Consider the following 12,583-nt stretch of genomic DNA (forward strand, 5'->3'; position numbering starts at 1 on the left):
CAGGGCGGAGAGATCGTGCTGCTGAATCTTCAGGCGGAGAAACGGTTCGGATATCACCGTGATGAACTCGTAGGGCAGCCGGTAGAGAACATCATTCCGGAAGGCTTCGCCGAACGGCTGATCGCTGACGGTCTTCGATCCCCGGCCGACGCGCTGGCGCAGCAGATCGGCACGGGGATTGAGCTCACCGGACGGCGCAAGGATGGAAGCGAGTTTCCAATCGAGATCATGCTGAGCCCGTTGGAAAGCGCCGAAGGAATCCTGGTGACGGCGGCGATCCGCGACATCAGCGTGCGCAAGGATGCGGAAAAGCATTTGGCGCAGATGGAAGGCAGATACCGCGGGCTGCTGGAGGCGGCTCCGGATGCGATGGTGGTGGTGAACCAGGGCGGAGAGATCGTGCTGCTGAATCTTCAGGCGGAGAAGCAGTTCGGATACCGCCGCGATGAGCTCGTAGGGCAGCCGGTGAAGAACATCATTCCGGAAGGCTTCGCGGAACGGCTGATCGCGGACGGTACCCGAACCGCGGCCGACGCGCTGGCGCAGCAGATCGGTACGGGGATCGAGCTCACCGGACGGCGGAAGGATGGAAGCGAGTTTCCAATCGAGATCATGCTGAGCCCGTTGGAAAGCGCCGAAGGAATCCTGGTGACGGCGGCGATCCGCGACATCAGCGTGCGCACAAAAGCCGAAGCGCATCTTCTGCAGTCGGAACTGGAGGCGCAGGGACTGCGGAACGATCTCGCCCACGCCGGGCGCGTCGCGACCATCGGGGAGCTCACCACGTCGCTGGCTCATGAGCTCAACCAGCCTCTGACCGCGATCCTGAGCAATGCTCAGGCCGGCCAGCGTGTCCTTGAAACCGCCCCGGTGGACCTCAAGGAGGTAGGTGAGATCCTCAAGGACATCGTCGAGGACGACAAGCGAGCCGGTGAGGTGATCCGCCGGCTGCGCCGTCTCCTTACGAAGGGCGATCCGCAGATGAGGACGCTCGACCTCAACGAAGCGCTGGGTGAGGTGGCGCGGCTCGTGAGCGGCGACGCGGTTGTCCGCGGCGTCTCGATCCGGCTCGAGCTGGCCGATGGGCTTCCTCCCGTGCTGGGCGACCGGGTGCAGCTGCAGCAGGTGGCCCTGAACCTTGTCCTCAACGGGATGGACGCCATGCGAGAGCCGGGCACTCGTGACCGGGTCCTCGACCTCCGGACGGCCAGGGCCGGCGCGAGGACTGTTCGGGTGGAGGTGCGGGACTCAGGGACGGGAATCAGCGAGGGCGACATGGGCAAGATCTTCCAGACGTTCTACACGACCAAGCCCGACGGGATGGGCATGGGCCTGGCGATCACCCGATCCATTGTCGACGTCCACGGCGGCCGCCTGGAGGCCCACAATAACCCGGACGGCGGGGCGACCTTCTCCTTCACGCTGCCCATCGGCCACGACGGGGGCCACGACGGGGACCACGACGGGCCATGAGCGCTCCTGCGGGAACCCTGGTGGCGGGAGCCCTGGTGGGTATCGTGGACGATGACCCGTCCGTGCGGAAGAGTCTGGCGCGCCTGGTCAAGACCGCCGGGTATCGAGTCGAGGTCTTCGCGTCGGCCCGCGAGTTCCTGGCGCGTCCGCAGCAGGAGGACCCCTCCTGCCTGCTCCTGGACGTTCGGATGCCCGGCCTGACGGGGCCGGAGCTGCAGGAGGCGCTCGCGATCGCGGGGCGCCGGATGTCGATCGTCTTCGTCTCGGGCCACGGCGACGTCGTGGGCAGCGTCAAGGCCATGAAGGGCGGGGCGATCGATTTTCTCACGAAGCCCGTCGACGCCCGGGAGCTCCTGGACGCGATCGAGCGGGCTGTGGCCAAGGCGTTCACGGCGCAGCGGGATCAGGCCGGAGCCACGGACGTGCAGGGCCGCCTCAAGACCCTGACAGCGCGGGAGGCACAGGTCTTCGCGCTGGTCGTGACCGGGATGCTCAACAAGCAGGTCGCGGCCGAACTGGGCATAGTCGAGAAGACCGTCAAAGTGCACCGCGCTCGCGTCATGGCAAAGATGCGGGCGGGCTCGCTGGCCGAGCTGGTCCGGCTGGCTGATCGGGCAGGCATCATCGCGAAGCCCTGATCGTCCCCCTCCCGGGTCGGTCCCCTTCGCCGATCCCATTGGACCAAGGTCCAATACCGAGTCATGCCGGCCGTCCTGTAGGCTGCATTCGAGAACTATGACTCCATGCCCAAGACCACACGGCTAGTTTCCATCGTTGACGATGACCACTCGGTCCGCCGAGCGCTTCGTCGGCTGGTTCAGTTTGCCGGTTTCACCGCCGAGACGTTCGCATCGGCGGAAGATTTTCTGAGCTCAGCGTCTCTGGTCGGGACTGCCTGCCTGGTGCTGGACATCCACCTGAATGGTGGAATGAGCGGTTTCGAGCTTCAGGCGCAGTTGACCGCCGACAGTATCGTCATCCCGATCATCTTCATCACCGCCCATGACGATGTCCTCACGCGCGAGCGCATCGAAAACTCCAGAGCGGCCGCGTACCTCATCAAGCCATTCAACGACGAGCTCTTGCTCGATGCGATCCGTGGAGCGGTCGGTGGGTCCGACCTGCGACGCAACGCTGCTCCAGTCAGGATGTGAGAATCGGCCTTGCCGCTCGGTCAATCGAGGTGTCGACCTCGATCGGCAGGCAGGCCCGGGTGAAGGCGTCCACCACCGTCAGGAGCCGCACGCGTCGGCTGTCCTCGAGGGTGTCGAACACGAAGTCGAGCGACCAGCGCTCGTTGATCCGGGTTGGCCCCGCGAGCGGCCTCCGGCGGGGGATGCGGCGCCGGCGCTCGGCCGCCAGGGCACGGAGCCGCTCGCGCAACGCCGGCCAGTCAGCGCGCCGCGCCTGATCGCGAGACGTGGATCGGCCCGGCCCCACCAGCCCGCACGCCCGCGGTGAGGGCGGCCACCAGGCGCTTCAGGCGGGTCTTCTCGTGCTCCAGCTGCCGGAGCCGGCGCGCCTCGTTGACCTCCAGGCCGTGGGACTTCGCCTACCACCGATAACACGTCTGTTCGCTGATGCCGTGCCGCAGGCAGAGGTCGCTGCTCTTCGCGCCCGCCTCGGCCTCCTTCAGAATCCCGATGATCTGCTCTTCCGTGAACCGCTTCCGACGCATCGCGGGCCCTCACCGCGGCCATCCGAGCCAAATCCTCACCATCCCTGTGGCGCAGTTTTCAAGTAGCAGGCCGCGTCGGCACTCGACTGGACCAAGGTCCAATAGGTAAGCGAGGTGTCGACGCATAGAGTGAGAGAGCAACCGAAAGGAGACGCTCCATGAAACTTCCGCTCATCATCATCGGGATAGTGCTCATCGCGGTCGGCCTGGTGTCCCTCGTGTACCAGGGCATCACGTACACGAGCCGCGAGACGGTGGTGAACCTCGGACCCATCAAGGCCACCGCGGACACACAGAAGACGATTCCGCTGTCGCCGATTCTCGGCGGCCTCGCGCTGGCCGGCGGCGTCATCTTGCTCGCCGGCGCGTGGCGCAGTCGATGACGCGGGGCCGACTGACACCCATGCTCTGCCGCTACCTCCTCGGTGCCATCGGGCTGGCCGCCGTAACCTCGGGCGCCTTGGTCTACACGGTGGCCACCGAGACCGACGGTCTGATGAACGGCGCGCAGGTGCTGGCGAGCGTCGACCGGCGGCCCGTGGATTCCTCTGCCACGTACCTGGAGCAGATGAAGCTCACGCAGGAGACGTTGAGGAGCTTCGGCTACGCGCCGGGCGCCATCAACGGGATCATGCGCTTCGAGACCGCCTCGGCGCTGCGCGCCTTCCAGCGCGAGCAAGGGCTCAAAATCACGGGCCAGGCGAATCCCGAGACCCTGGCCGCGCTCGGGATCGAAGACAAGCTGTACAGACGACCGCGGTGAGTGCCGCATTGCGGATCAGACGGAAATCGCCGGCATGGGATTGCAGCTCATCATTTTGACAGGAGGACGGACGATGAAACGACGACTACTGGTTGCGCTGCTCCCGCTGTGTGCGGGGGTGTTGGTGGCGGTGGGGTGCACGGGTCCGGCGGGTCCGACGGGGATGACAGGGGCGCAAGGCGCTCCAGGGATGACGGGGGTACAGGGCTCTCCCGGGATGACGGGGGCGCAGGGCTCCGCTGGGATGACCGGCGTGCAAGGCTCGGCTGGGATGACGGGGGTACAGGGCCCGGCAGGAATTACGGGGGCCCAGGGCGCGCCGGCGTCGCCGCCGATGCCGGGCGTTCGCTGGATGTCGTTGAAGGAGTTCATGTTCGATTACGACAGGTCGGACATTCGGTATTCGGAGTCGAGGAAGCCCGCCGAGGTCGCGGCCTACATGAGCCAGAACCCGTCGGTGCGGCTCGGGATCGACGGCTACACGGATTTGCGCGGCACCAGTCAGTACAATCTGCCGCTGAGCCAGCGGCGGGTCACGACTGTTCGTGACGCGCTGATTCAGGCGGGAGTGCCGGCGGACCGGATCGAGACGGGCACGTTCGGTTCGGATCGGGTCATGTGTAATCCGTCCACCGAGCAGTGCTCGCAGCGCGAGGGGCGAGTCGAAGTGCTGGTCCGCGCCAGCAACTAGCCCCCGCGGTCGGGGGATCTCCTGCGCGTCCTGTACGCGGAGGAGGTTCCCCGAGGTGCTGGCCTTCATGGACCAAGGTCCACCAGGCGTCATTGTTGCGGCGCTGATACGGTGGCCACCAAGCAGCCTCGAGGAGGACCCTCCGCCGGGGAGAACGCCCTGCAGCCTGACTCCGGCGCGCGCTACCGAATGCGCAGGTCGCGCAACGAGCCCAGGACACCGAACGACTGCAACAGCCAGATGACGACCACGATGACGACCACGGCGTTGATGATCGACTTAATCTTCGAATCCATCGGCACGTAGTTGTTGAGCAGCCAGAGTAGAACCCCGACGACCGCCAGCGTCATGACGAGTCCGATCAGGCTCATGTCCGCTCCTCTCTCATTCCTGCACGACGAAGCTTGTGGTCCCGTGTGACAGTCAGTCGCTCACGGCGACGGCCACTCTTACGACTTTCGAGCTCCGGCGATGACCAGCACCACGCCGCCGGCAAGGGCGAGTGCGCCGAGGATCGGCGGCAGGGGAATGCTCTTCTCCTTGTCGGCCGTGATCTTGAGCGGCCCAAGGTCCACGACCTTCTCGCGCGTCGTGTACGTGATGCCCTGGTAGGCCAGGGCGAGCACACCGAGAATGATCAGGACGACACCGACGAGAGTTACGGGTTTCATGGCGCTCTCCTCCCTCTCCTGGTCATGCTTCTCTGGCTGCTGGTACCGGGCGAATCGCTTCCTCCCCTGTCCGGAGAGCCTCGCTGACATGCGCCCTCGTGTCCTGCAAGAACTCGTCGGCACGACGCAGGGCATGCCCGCTGCGGTCGAGCACCTTCTCAGCCTTCTCCTCTACCGCCCGAACGCCCTCGGCCGCCTTCGTGCGTACCCCGCGCGTCTTCTCCTCCACGTACTCCTCCATCTCCCGTCCCCACAGCCACACGACGGCTGCCCCCATGATCGCTCCCAGGACAAAAGCCCTACTGGTTCCCATCGCGGTCCTCCTCGATTGCGATTTCAGGCGATCCCGTCGCGACGCCTCGACCTGCCGTCACTTGATCCGCATGTCGTTACAGCTCAAGCATCCCTATTGGCACTTTGGGGCTTCCCTGAGCTTGGCCTCGATGCGGTCGCCGACTTTGAGGTTCTGGAGCGTCTCCGCGGAGACCTGAAACTCATGGACCGTACCGTCAGCCTCCCGCACCGTGACCTTGCTCTGGCCCGGGTCCACTTTGACGACCTGGCCCCCGACCTTCTCAGGGGTCTTCACCGTGCCCTGGGGATCGCAGGCAGGCTTGCTCTGCCCCAGCGCCGTTCCCGTCCACAGCATCATAAGCGCAACCGCGAGTCCCGCCGCCAACCGTGGCCACATGAGCATTGCCAGCCCCCTCAGTTCTTGTTGTGGTTATAGATGTCGTAGATTGCCCCAGCCGCGGCGCCCACCCCCGTGCCGATCAATGCGCCTTTGCCGGCGCCATACCCCGTGCCGGCGCCAACCGCCGCACCTGCCCCCGCGCCCACAGCGGCGCCGGTCACCGTCCCGCAGCCCGCGAACGTGACCGCGAGCATCCACAAGCCAATGATCCACGTGACTAGCCGCTTCGTCATGACGTCCCTCCTTCGAGTTCTAACGTTCAAGCCTCGTTTGCGATATCAGGCGATCCCGTCGCGACCGCTCGACCTGCTGTCACTTGATCCGCATGTCGTTCTTGACGGACGTGACGCCCGCGACCCCGCGTGCGACTTGCACCGCCCTGTCGATGTCCGCCTGAGACCTGACGAATCCGCTCAACTGGACCGACCCCTTGAACGTTTCGACGTTGATCTCGTTGACCTTCAGGCTGGAGTCGTTGAAGATCGCCGTCTTCACCTTCGCCGTGATCACGGAGTCGTCCACGTATTCTCCAGTCCCCTCCTTCGTTGCTGTCGAAGCGCACCCCACGGCCGACGCCAACAGGATGCTGAGAGCAAGGATCCCGAACCCTCTAAGTGGTCTCATGGCCATACCTCCATTCGAATGACGATCCAGGTGAGCATCAGTCAGAGGGCCGACCCGCCGCGGTCCAGCGAGCAGGTCACCGCGGCGCCGTCAGATGGATCGGCGGCCGCCAAGGAACTGGACCACGACGACAATGACGGCGACCACCAGTAGCAGGTGGACAAACCCGCCGGCCGAGTACGAACTGATCATGCCGAGCGCCCACAACACCAGCAGAATCACCGCGATGGTCCAAAGCATGGCAGCCTCCTTGTCAGCGCTCGACCGCAGTCGGCGCGGGGCGTGTGATCGAGTCTCCGTCAATTTCGATGAACACCATCGGCGGCTCCGCCGCCCGCCGGACCGTCCAGGTGACGGAGGCCACGGATCTCGTGTGCGGGTTGACCCCATCCCACGCGCCCTCCGTCGGCCGGCGCCCGCTCGGGCTCGCGGCCCTCTCGCGGTGGCACTCGTAAAAGCCATCCGTCGCGAGCGCGCCCAGCACCTCTTCCGGCCGGCCAATCCAACCCTTCCCCTGCTCCGTCCACGTCATCCGGCCCTGCTTGTACAGATCGTTGAGCGTGGGCATGAGGCTGTCCATCTGCCGCATTCCCGGTCCCCGGTCCTGGTGAAGGCACATGACGTCACTCTCCAGTCTTCGGGCGCTGGATTGTCCCCCGAGATGCCTCTTTACTTGGACGACGCGACCTCGACACCATGATTCCAGATCTTAGGCGACGGGATTCCGTCCGACTAGTGGACCAAGGTCCAATACGCAGGCTGGCCGCTTCGGAAGGTTCCTCACGACGTGCAGCGTTCCGAGGGGAGCCGCAGCGCAGTCGCGAGGTGGACCAAGGCCCAATGGACCAACGTCCCCTAGGCGGTCCGGATAGCGACGACTAGACTCAAAACGCAATGAAGGAGTCGAGTGTGCAATCGACGCATGGCAGTTCACCAATAGCAGGAGGGAAGACACGTGAAACGCGCACTGTTGTTTGGGGTTCTCGCGCTGTTCGCAGTGGGGTGTAGCGCCCGACCCATGGGCGGGGAGACGGGGTGGAAGGTATATGGGCCCGCAGGCCCTGAGGGCCCTGCCGGGCTCGTAGGTCCCGCAGGCCCCGCTGGATCTCCCGGCCTCGCTGGGCTCTCGGGACCACAGGGACCACAGGGACCGCAAGGCCCGCAGGGGCCACAGGGAGTCGCTGCTGTCTGGCAATCGTTCAGGGACATTCTCTTCGACTTCGACAAGTCGGATGTGCGGGCGAATGAGGTTAGCAAGATCAAGGACATCGTGGCGTTCATGAAGCAGAACCCGACGTTCGAGATCGGGATCGAGGGCTTCGCGGATCCCCGTGGTACGGACGCGTACAACCAGGCCCTGAGCGAGCGGCGGGTCAAGGCCATTCGTGACGCCCTGGTGGCTGCGGGGGCCTCGGCCGGCGCGATTCGAACCGGAGCCGAGGGAGAGAAGAACCGAAACTGCGGTGAAGACACCGAGAGCTGCTTCCAGAAGAACCGCCGGGTTGAAGTGTACGTGCGGCCCAATGCAATTCCAGCCTCGGCTCGGTAACGGAAGGCAAAGGGAGAGACATGATGCGAAACCTGATGATCAGCATCGCAACCGCCGGCCTCCTCGTCGCGGTTGCCGGCTGTAGCGCGTCCCCGCCGCGCTGGGGGTACGTCGGCCCCGACTCGACTCCCGGGTGGAAAGGCCAGAACTTCTACGCCTACCAGGACGGGTACGTCGCGTTGAACTACACGAATAACGATGACTTCAAGGTCATCACCATTTGCACGCCGCAACCGCAGCTCGTCGAGCCGGGTCGGATGGGAGCGGCAGGCCGTCTGGGGCTCGCCGGACCTCGTGGACCTGCCGGACCCCCCGGAGCCGCCGGCGTAAGCGGCGCTCCTGGGCCTCAGGGGCCTGTCGGGCCTCCCGGTCCTCCTGGACCTGCTGGAATATCGGGCCCTCCGGGATCCCGAGGGCTGCAGGGAAGGCCGGGGGCGACGCTCGATAGCGTCCACTTCCAGTTCCAGACGGCGCAGCTCCTGTCCGAGTGCCAAGGCAAGATTGCGCAGATTGTTGCCTGGGCGCAGCGCAATCCATCGGCTCAGATCGAGCTTCAGGGTTACCTGGACCAGCGGGAGGCCCTGAACAAGTACTCATGGGACGGGTCGGGCTACAGCGCGCGTAGCGATGCGCTGAGCGATCTACGCGCTCGTCTCGTTCGGGATGCACTGATCACAGCAGGGTTGGAGAAGACCCGGGTCAGGCTGGGCAATGGGGACAGAGGTCGGCTCCTGTGCTCAGAAGGGTCCGAGGCCTGCTGGCAGCAGAATCGGCGCGTCGAGATAGTGGTCGCCGCGCGGGCGGCCCGCTGAGCTTTTGAGACGCAGGGGGGCGGGGTGTGTCCCGCCCCCCTAAGGGGCAGAATAACAGCGCTGATCGCTCGTCTTCGCCTTCGCGACGCCCGCCCGGTGGTCTCCCCTCTCGATTCTCCTCGCAGGTTGACGTAGGCCGTGCAGAAGAGGCGATCGCAGATAGCGTCGGCATGGGTGGGCTCCCGGATCAGGTCGTGCCAGCCTTTGACCGGCACCTGGCTGGTGATGAGGGTCGAGGCCCGTTCGGCGAAGGCCTCGACGAGCCGGGACTTGCCGATGCCGGTGGGGCCGATCAGGAGCAGGTTGCGATGCTGGGCGATCCCGGGCTTAGGTGGTGAGGGAGTGGCCGAGGGCCTAGTCGAGGTCGCGCCGTGGGCTGTCCTGTTCGTGGCGGACAACGGCCGGCTGGGCAAGGGCACGCTCTGGGGCCGAACGTAGGGCCCGAGCGCGGCTCAGACTTTCGGCAGCACGTGGTGAGCCGGCCCTCTCTCCACGCGTGGGGTCTGGTTCACCGGGGCGGACAGCTCGACGATCCGCTTCTCGAGCCGTCGGACCTTACGCTTCAGCTCGATCTCCCGCGCGAAGCCGCTCACCGACGCGAAGAGGACGCCCACGAAGGCCGACAGCAGGAGCAGCAGGGACAGCGGCAGGCTCACGGTTCGCAAGTTGAGGAAGCTCACCGTCACAGGGTCCGGATTCTGGACGGCGAACGCCATTGCCGCGGCGCCGAGGAGCGCGATCAGAACGTATACGAAGACCATGGTGGCCTCCTGTGCCCGACACTCGGGGTCTACTGGCCCTCGCGTCGCTCATTTGCCCTGAAGGGCGCGAGGGCCCGGTCCGCGGGGCTCGGCACCTGGGGCGGGGGAACGGCGATGTACTTCCGCAGGGCGGACTTCGTGCGCGGGCCCATGATCCCGTCAATCGGACCAGGATCGTAGCCGGCGGCCACCAGAGCCTGCTGGACTTCTCGCACGTGACGGGTCCTGGCCCCGGCCCCTGACACGGCGGCCTTCGCGGCGGGCGGCGGTGACACCGGCTCGTCCGCCCACACCAGGCCCGTGAGCGCGGCCGTCATCACGATCGGGATGCCCACGAGGACTCCAAGGCGCGTCGAATGTATCCATCGCACAGCGTGATCCTCCTCAGCCCGTGTAGCCGCGCGAGTGCATGCAGGCTGCGTAGGCATTGCGGTAGCGCTCGTCGTGCTTCCCGTTCTCGTTCAAGCCATAGAGCGTCCCGCCGCCGGCGCCCACGAGGCCACCGATGACCGCACCCTTGCCGGCGCCGCTCCCGCCATCAATGACGGCGCCGCCCGCCGCGCCGACTGCGGCACCCGCGACCGCGCCGATCGCGCCAGCGATCACGGTATCTTTGGTCTTCTCACGCTGGCCGGCCTGGGCCGCCGCGGACTGGTTGCACGTGTCGATCGCCGATTGCGTCGGCACGCCCGCTGCCGTCGGTGCCGCCGGTGAGGTTGCCACGCGCGGCGCCGCGCGGCCCGGGCTGACGTCGACCACCTTCTTGTCGCTCTCCCTGCCGCTCCAGTTCGCCACGACGAGGCCCGTCACGAGCGCGGTCGCGATCACGAGAGCCATCCCGATGGCTGTCAGCTTCCACGGGTTCTTCCAGCTTTCATTTGTCATGTTTGCGATCCTCCGTGGTCTACGGTAACTGCTCCGGATCATGAGGGGCTAGTGGACCTTGGTCCAATAGTCACTCGCCCCATGAATCGGTTAGCATGATGGCAAGTCACTGAGCCAGGAGGCCCTGCAATGAGCAAATCGATGGCGTGTGCGTTTTTACGATGAGTCTCGCGTTCGTGATCGCGACGTTCGTGTTCGGACCCTAGACAGATGCTGCGCACGCACCGTAGCGCGGCCGTTCTCATCTTCCTCCTGGCTGCGGGTTGCGCCGGAGTCGGAGGCGCGCCGCCAGGCGAGCCCCAGCCGACACAGACGGGCGGGAGCCAGCCCGCGCCGCATCCGCTCGATGCGCAGCAGGCTGAGCGCATCCGCCGCATCATGGGCCCCCTCGTCGCCGCCATGGACCATCCGCGGCCCCTGAATCAGGTCAAGGTTGGGATCATGGACGATTCTCACGTCAATGCGGCCAGCGCCGGCGGGGGAGAGTTCTACGTCACGACTGGTCTCCTTCAGAAGGCCAGCGATGAGCATCTTCGAGGTGTGCTGGCCCATGAACTCGCCCACGACGATCTCGGACACGTGGCAAAGGCACAGGTGCTGGGCGCCGGCTTGGGCATCGGGATGATAATTCTCGACCAGATCTTCCCCGGCAGCGGTCGCATCACACCCATCGCCGGCGCCCTGGTCACAAGCAGCTATAGCCGCACAGAAGAGTATGCGGCCGACCGCCACGGGGTGGACATCCTCACGCGCGCCGGCTACTCCAAGAACGTGATGATCAACACGCTGACCTGGCTCGTGCTAACGGAGGGCGCCAGCAGCGGAGGCATCCTCGCGAGTCATCCGGGGACGCAGGAACGGATCGACGCGTTGAAAAAGCTCTAAGAGGAGGACCGATGAACACACACAGCCCCAAGACGTTCGTCCCGAAGCCCTATGCGGAGCGCTTCTTCGACCTGCATGGTCTCGACGGGATCTCCGACGCGCAGATAGCAGAGCACCTCGCCCTGTACGCGGGATACGTGAAGCAGGTCAACCTGCTCAATGACGACCTCGCGGCGCTGATCGGCCACGGGCAGGCGTCGGGCAAGAACCCAGAGTTCGCCGAGCTGACCCGTCGCCTGGGCTTCGAGTACAACGGAATGATTCTGCACGAGCACTACTTCTCCGGTCTCAGCCCGGCCGCCGAGCTGACACCGGCGAGCGGCTCCGGTCTGGCGGCCGCCCTCACCGAGTCCTTCGGCTCCGTCGAGCAGTGGCAGGCGGCCTTCCACGCGATTGGTGAGATGCGTGGCGTCGGCTGGGTCATCCTTTTTGAGGATCCGGCTACGCACTGGCTGACGAATCACTGGGTCACTCTCCATCACGAGGGCGTACCAGCGGGCTTCACACCTCTGCTGGTGATGGATGTGTGGGAGCACGCCTTCATGCGGGATTACAAAGCGACGGAACGAGGTAAATACATCGAGGCCTTCTTCCGGAACATTGACTGGCGGATGATCGAACGGCGACTTCAGGGGCCGAGCGCTCGCCGCCTCGCCAGCTGAGGCTGTCCGGGGTGCCGTGGCCGAGGTCCTTGGGCAATGCGGCGCGCATGTGACGGCCGTCGATTCCGCCGTCGCGGGCCTGCCCATCCTCAAGCGAGAAAGGCCGGGCGCTCTGGTCAGCAGCCTTTCATTCCCCGACAAGGACGGCTATTGGCTCATTCGAGAGGTGCGAAAGCTGCCGCCGGACCAGGGAGGCGACGTCTCGGCGGCGGCGTTCACGGGACTGATCACAGCAGAGGACCGGCTGGCCACCTTGCGAGCCGGTTTTCAATATCACGTCCCGAAGCCGGTGGCTCAGAGCCGGCTGGCCTGGGTCGTCGCGCTTCTGACTCTCATGAAGTCAGAGGCCGGTGAACATCGAGCGACGATGGCATTGTCGCCAGGACACTGACCACTACAATCACGGAGTTGGTCACGGAGCTACGATCCTCGCGC

Annotated in this window: 21 protein-coding genes and 3 pseudogenes; 10 read left to right on the forward strand and 14 right to left on the reverse strand. The window is 65.5% G+C overall.

Translation table 11 applies throughout. The annotated features are described in order from the left end of the window. The 3 genes from VGV06_11460 to VGV06_11470 all read left to right on the forward strand — a co-directional run. The coding region (locus tag VGV06_11460; protein HEV2055775.1) for a PAS domain S-box protein at positions 1–1,473 on the forward strand (1,473 nt) is incomplete at its 5' end. Next, positions 1,470–2,111, forward strand: coding sequence for a response regulator (locus VGV06_11465; protein ID HEV2055776.1), 642 nt, complete (start codon positions 1,470–1,472; stop codon positions 2,109–2,111). The genes VGV06_11460 and VGV06_11465, both read left to right, overlap by 4 nt. A gap of 105 nt (positions 2,112–2,216) precedes the next feature. Then, a complete protein-coding gene (locus tag VGV06_11470) occupies positions 2,217–2,627 on the forward strand; it encodes a response regulator (GenBank protein HEV2055777.1) in 411 nt (136 codons plus the stop codon). On the opposite strand, the gene VGV06_11475 is transcribed toward VGV06_11470, so the two are convergent. Then, positions 2,617–2,856, reverse strand: coding sequence for a hypothetical protein (locus tag VGV06_11475; GenBank protein HEV2055778.1), 240 nt, complete (start codon positions 2,854–2,856; stop codon positions 2,617–2,619). The genes VGV06_11470 and VGV06_11475 overlap by 11 nt on opposite strands. A gap of 172 nt (positions 2,857–3,028) precedes the next feature. Further along, a pseudogene (locus VGV06_11480) lies at positions 3,029–3,151 on the reverse strand (transposase). Between the two features lie 158 nt (positions 3,152–3,309). On the opposite strand from VGV06_11480, the gene VGV06_11485 reads away from it, so the two are divergent. The 3 genes from VGV06_11485 (at position 3,310) to VGV06_11495 (ending at position 4,605) form a co-directional block, all read left to right on the forward strand. Continuing rightward, positions 3,310–3,534, forward strand: a complete 225-nt coding sequence (locus tag VGV06_11485; protein HEV2055779.1) for a DUF3185 domain-containing protein — start codon at positions 3,310–3,312, stop codon at positions 3,532–3,534. After that, the gene (locus VGV06_11490; protein ID HEV2055780.1) at positions 3,531–3,914 is read left to right on the forward strand and encodes a peptidoglycan-binding domain-containing protein; all 384 of its coding nucleotides are present in this window, start codon (positions 3,531–3,533) and stop codon (positions 3,912–3,914) included. The genes VGV06_11485 and VGV06_11490 overlap by 4 nt, the downstream gene beginning before the upstream one ends. A 370-nt stretch (positions 3,915–4,284) precedes the next feature. Then, entirely contained in the window at positions 4,285–4,605 is a 321-nt protein-coding gene (locus VGV06_11495) for an OmpA family protein (protein ID HEV2055781.1), read from the forward strand. A 182-nt stretch (positions 4,606–4,787) separates the two neighbouring features. Here VGV06_11495 and VGV06_11500 read toward each other — a convergent pair whose 3' ends face one another. The 8 genes from VGV06_11500 to VGV06_11535 form a co-directional block, all read right to left on the reverse strand. Continuing rightward, positions 4,788–4,976: a Thivi_2564 family membrane protein gene (locus tag VGV06_11500; protein ID HEV2055782.1), complete on the reverse strand. Its 189-nt coding sequence runs from the start codon at positions 4,974–4,976 to the stop codon at positions 4,788–4,790. Between the two features lie 78 nt (positions 4,977–5,054). Then, positions 5,055–5,276, reverse strand: a complete 222-nt coding sequence (locus VGV06_11505) for a DUF3185 domain-containing protein (GenBank protein HEV2055783.1) — start codon at positions 5,274–5,276, stop codon at positions 5,055–5,057. Positions 5,277–5,298: 22 nt separating this feature from the next. Further along, on the reverse strand, positions 5,299–5,589 hold the full coding sequence (locus VGV06_11510; GenBank protein ID HEV2055784.1) for a hypothetical protein: 291 nt from the start codon (positions 5,587–5,589) through the stop codon (positions 5,299–5,301). A 93-nt stretch (positions 5,590–5,682) separates the two neighbouring features. Beyond that, positions 5,683–5,973, reverse strand: coding sequence for a hypothetical protein (locus tag VGV06_11515; protein ID HEV2055785.1), 291 nt, complete (start codon positions 5,971–5,973; stop codon positions 5,683–5,685). 11 nt (positions 5,974–5,984) lie between these two features. After that, positions 5,985–6,203 carry a YMGG-like glycine zipper-containing protein gene (locus tag VGV06_11520; GenBank protein ID HEV2055786.1) on the reverse strand — a complete coding sequence of 73 codons (219 nt, stop codon included), beginning with the start codon at positions 6,201–6,203 and terminating at the stop codon, positions 5,985–5,987. A 79-nt stretch (positions 6,204–6,282) separates the two neighbouring features. Next, on the reverse strand, positions 6,283–6,594 hold the full coding sequence (locus VGV06_11525) for a BON domain-containing protein (GenBank protein ID HEV2055787.1): 312 nt from the start codon (positions 6,592–6,594) through the stop codon (positions 6,283–6,285). 90 nt (positions 6,595–6,684) lie between these two features. Next, the gene (locus tag VGV06_11530; GenBank protein ID HEV2055788.1) at positions 6,685–6,834 is read right to left on the reverse strand and encodes a lmo0937 family membrane protein; all 150 of its coding nucleotides are present in this window, start codon (positions 6,832–6,834) and stop codon (positions 6,685–6,687) included. Positions 6,835–6,847: 13 nt separating this feature from the next. Beyond that, complete coding sequence (locus VGV06_11535) at positions 6,848–7,174, reverse strand: hypothetical protein (protein ID HEV2055789.1); 327 nt, start codon at positions 7,172–7,174, stop codon at positions 6,848–6,850. Between the two features lie 438 nt (positions 7,175–7,612). Between VGV06_11535 and VGV06_11540 the strand changes: the two genes are divergently transcribed. Continuing rightward, positions 7,613–8,143, forward strand: coding sequence for an OmpA family protein (locus VGV06_11540; protein HEV2055790.1), 531 nt, complete (start codon positions 7,613–7,615; stop codon positions 8,141–8,143). Between the two features lie 922 nt (positions 8,144–9,065). On the opposite strand, the pseudogene VGV06_11545 reads toward VGV06_11540, so the two are convergent. From VGV06_11545 to VGV06_11560, 4 genes and pseudogenes are all read right to left on the reverse strand, one after another. Next, positions 9,066–9,191, reverse strand: a pseudogene (locus tag VGV06_11545) (AAA family ATPase). A 216-nt stretch (positions 9,192–9,407) separates the two neighbouring features. Then, a complete protein-coding gene (locus VGV06_11550) occupies positions 9,408–9,716 on the reverse strand; it encodes a LapA family protein (GenBank protein HEV2055791.1) in 309 nt (102 codons plus the stop codon). 29 nt (positions 9,717–9,745) lie between these two features. Next, a complete protein-coding gene (locus VGV06_11555) occupies positions 9,746–10,087 on the reverse strand; it encodes a peptidoglycan-binding domain-containing protein (protein HEV2055792.1) in 342 nt (113 codons plus the stop codon). A 13-nt stretch (positions 10,088–10,100) separates the two neighbouring features. Further along, positions 10,101–10,601 carry a hypothetical protein gene (locus VGV06_11560; protein ID HEV2055793.1) on the reverse strand — a complete coding sequence of 167 codons (501 nt, stop codon included), beginning with the start codon at positions 10,599–10,601 and terminating at the stop codon, positions 10,101–10,103. A 210-nt stretch (positions 10,602–10,811) separates the two neighbouring features. Between VGV06_11560 and VGV06_11565 the strand changes: the two genes are divergently transcribed. The 3 genes and pseudogenes from VGV06_11565 (at position 10,812) to VGV06_11575 (ending at position 12,539) form a co-directional block, all read left to right on the forward strand. After that, positions 10,812–11,486, forward strand: coding sequence for a M48 family metallopeptidase (locus VGV06_11565; GenBank protein HEV2055794.1), 675 nt, complete (start codon positions 10,812–10,814; stop codon positions 11,484–11,486). Between the two features lie 11 nt (positions 11,487–11,497). Beyond that, complete coding sequence (locus VGV06_11570) at positions 11,498–12,148, forward strand: Fe-Mn family superoxide dismutase (protein ID HEV2055795.1); 651 nt, start codon at positions 11,498–11,500, stop codon at positions 12,146–12,148. Between the two features lie 13 nt (positions 12,149–12,161). Beyond that, positions 12,162–12,539, forward strand: a pseudogene (locus tag VGV06_11575) (response regulator). Positions 12,540–12,583 lie beyond the last annotated feature (44 nt).

It is taken from the genome of Candidatus Methylomirabilota bacterium, from assembly GCA_035936835.1.
In the GTDB taxonomy this organism is placed as follows: domain Bacteria; phylum Methylomirabilota; class Methylomirabilia; order Rokubacteriales; family CSP1-6; genus AR37.

Excerpts from the sequence above, each read along its gene's own strand:
- VGV06_11465 (HEV2055776.1), top strand. The coding sequence starts at position 1,470 with ATGAGCGCTCCTGCGGGAACCCTGGTGGCGGGAGCCCTGGTGGGTATC.
- VGV06_11470 (HEV2055777.1), top strand. The coding sequence starts at position 2,217 with ATGCCCAAGACCACACGGCTAGTTTCCATCGTTGACGATGACCACTCG.
- VGV06_11485 (HEV2055779.1), top strand. The coding sequence starts at position 3,310 with ATGAAACTTCCGCTCATCATCATCGGGATAGTGCTCATCGCGGTCGGC.
- VGV06_11490 (HEV2055780.1), top strand. The coding sequence starts at position 3,531 with ATGACGCGGGGCCGACTGACACCCATGCTCTGCCGCTACCTCCTCGGT.
- VGV06_11495 (HEV2055781.1), top strand. The coding sequence starts at position 4,285 with ATGTTCGATTACGACAGGTCGGACATTCGGTATTCGGAGTCGAGGAAG.
- VGV06_11500 (HEV2055782.1), bottom strand. The coding sequence starts at position 4,976 with ATGAGCCTGATCGGACTCGTCATGACGCTGGCGGTCGTCGGGGTTCTA.
- VGV06_11505 (HEV2055783.1), bottom strand. The coding sequence starts at position 5,276 with ATGAAACCCGTAACTCTCGTCGGTGTCGTCCTGATCATTCTCGGTGTG.
- VGV06_11510 (HEV2055784.1), bottom strand. The coding sequence starts at position 5,589 with ATGGGAACCAGTAGGGCTTTTGTCCTGGGAGCGATCATGGGGGCAGCC.
- VGV06_11515 (HEV2055785.1), bottom strand. The coding sequence starts at position 5,973 with ATGCTCATGTGGCCACGGTTGGCGGCGGGACTCGCGGTTGCGCTTATG.
- VGV06_11520 (HEV2055786.1), bottom strand. The coding sequence starts at position 6,203 with ATGACGAAGCGGCTAGTCACGTGGATCATTGGCTTGTGGATGCTCGCG.
- VGV06_11525 (HEV2055787.1), bottom strand. The coding sequence starts at position 6,594 with ATGAGACCACTTAGAGGGTTCGGGATCCTTGCTCTCAGCATCCTGTTG.
- VGV06_11530 (HEV2055788.1), bottom strand. The coding sequence starts at position 6,834 with ATGCTTTGGACCATCGCGGTGATTCTGCTGGTGTTGTGGGCGCTCGGC.
- VGV06_11535 (HEV2055789.1), bottom strand. The coding sequence starts at position 7,174 with ATGGACAGCCTCATGCCCACGCTCAACGATCTGTACAAGCAGGGCCGG.
- VGV06_11540 (HEV2055790.1), top strand. The coding sequence starts at position 7,613 with ATGGGCGGGGAGACGGGGTGGAAGGTATATGGGCCCGCAGGCCCTGAG.
- VGV06_11550 (HEV2055791.1), bottom strand. The coding sequence starts at position 9,716 with ATGGTCTTCGTATACGTTCTGATCGCGCTCCTCGGCGCCGCGGCAATG.
- VGV06_11560 (HEV2055793.1), bottom strand. The coding sequence starts at position 10,601 with ATGACAAATGAAAGCTGGAAGAACCCGTGGAAGCTGACAGCCATCGGG.
- VGV06_11565 (HEV2055794.1), top strand. The coding sequence starts at position 10,812 with ATGCTGCGCACGCACCGTAGCGCGGCCGTTCTCATCTTCCTCCTGGCT.
- VGV06_11570 (HEV2055795.1), top strand. The coding sequence starts at position 11,498 with ATGAACACACACAGCCCCAAGACGTTCGTCCCGAAGCCCTATGCGGAG.